The organism is Thioclava sp. DLFJ5-1 (assembly GCF_002020115.1).
In the GTDB taxonomy this organism is placed as follows: domain Bacteria; phylum Pseudomonadota; class Alphaproteobacteria; order Rhodobacterales; family Rhodobacteraceae; genus Thioclava; species Thioclava sediminum.
In genome coordinates, this window is sequence record NZ_MPZU01000014.1 from 1 (window position 1) to 1,393 (window position 1,393).

The 1,393-nt window shown below is 66.0% G+C and carries 1 protein-coding gene; it reads left to right on the top strand.

Annotated features, from left to right (window positions below):
* The first annotated feature begins 99 nt into the window (after positions 1–99).
* Positions 100–1,326, top strand: coding sequence for an IS256 family transposase (locus tag BMI86_RS20780; RefSeq protein WP_078543008.1), 1,227 nt, complete (start codon positions 100–102; stop codon positions 1,324–1,326).
* The last annotated feature ends 67 nt before the right edge of the window (positions 1,327–1,393 follow it).

Here is a 1,393-nt window from a genome sequence, read left to right on the forward strand (position 1 = left end):
GGTCGTGTCGCGCGGGTGGTGGAAATTGTTTGGCGGCGTAATCTCCGGGTGACTTGAACCCACCCAACCGGCGGCGGCAACCGCCAGGGAGATTACGCCATGAGCAAGATTACAGACACCGGCACGCCTGCGCTACTGGAAGCGGGGCGCGGCTACGATCCGATTGAGGATCGGCTTCGGCAAACCGTCCGCGCGACGATCGAGGCGCTGTTCGAAGAGGAACTCGAGGCCTTCATCGGGCGCTGCCGCTATGGCCGCTGCGAGGGTGCGCAGAAGGGTTATCGCCACGGACATCGCGAGCGCCAGCTCACCGGCACGTTCGGCACCGAGACGGTGCGCGTGCCGCGCGCCCGCATCGAAGATGACGCTGGCAAGATCACCGAATGGCGCTCGAAAGCACTGCCGCGCTACCAGCGGCTGACCAAGAAGGCCGAGGCGCTGATCGCAGCGGTCTACCTGGCAGGGACCAACACGCGGCGGGTGAAACGCGCGCTGGCAGGCCTTTTCGAAGGCGCTGTCGGCAAGGATGTGGTCAGCCGGGCCTGGCGCAAGGTGAAAGTCGACTGGGACGCTTGGTGCGCCCGCAGCCTCTCCGAGGAAGACATCGTCCGGCTCATCCTCGACGGCACCGTCATCAAGACCCGGCTGGATCGCAAGGCCACGAACATCTCGGTGCTGGCGGCGATCGGCGTGCGCCGGGATGGGCAGAAGATATTGCTTTCCATCAAGAATATGGGTGGGGAAAGCACGGCGGCCTGGGGCCAGTTCCTCGCCGACCTCGACGCCCGTGGCCTGAAACGACCGGAGTTCGTCGTCGTCGATGGCGCCCCGGGCCTGGAAGCCGCGCTGGTGGCGCTCTGGGGCGACAAGCTGCCGATCCAGCGCTGCACCGTTCACAAGCATCGCAACCTGCTGGCGCATGCGCCCAAGCATCTGCATGACGAGCTGACCGCGGACTACCGCGACATGATCTACGCCGACACCGCCGCCGGGATCGAAACCCGCCGCAAGGCGTTCCTGCGCAAGTGGCGGCTCAAGTGCCGGGCGGTGGCCGACAGCCTCGAGGAAGCTGGCGAGCGCCTCTTCACCTTCACCAGGCTTGATCCGTCGCAATGGAAGTCAGCGAGGACCACCAACGCCATCGAGCGCCTCAACGAGGAATTCCGCCGCCGCATCAAGACCCAGACGGTGCTGCCCTGCGCCGAGACCGTGCCGATGCTGCTCTGGGCGCTCCTGGCCTCCGGCCAGATCCAGATGCGCAAGGTCGATGGGTGGGAGACCCTCTCTCAGCCCATCGAGCCGATCGCGCTTGACCTCGCCGCCTGATCGGACGCACCTTCACATGCCCGGAGCACGCCGCCACGGAATTTCCACAGCATTCGCGACACGACCC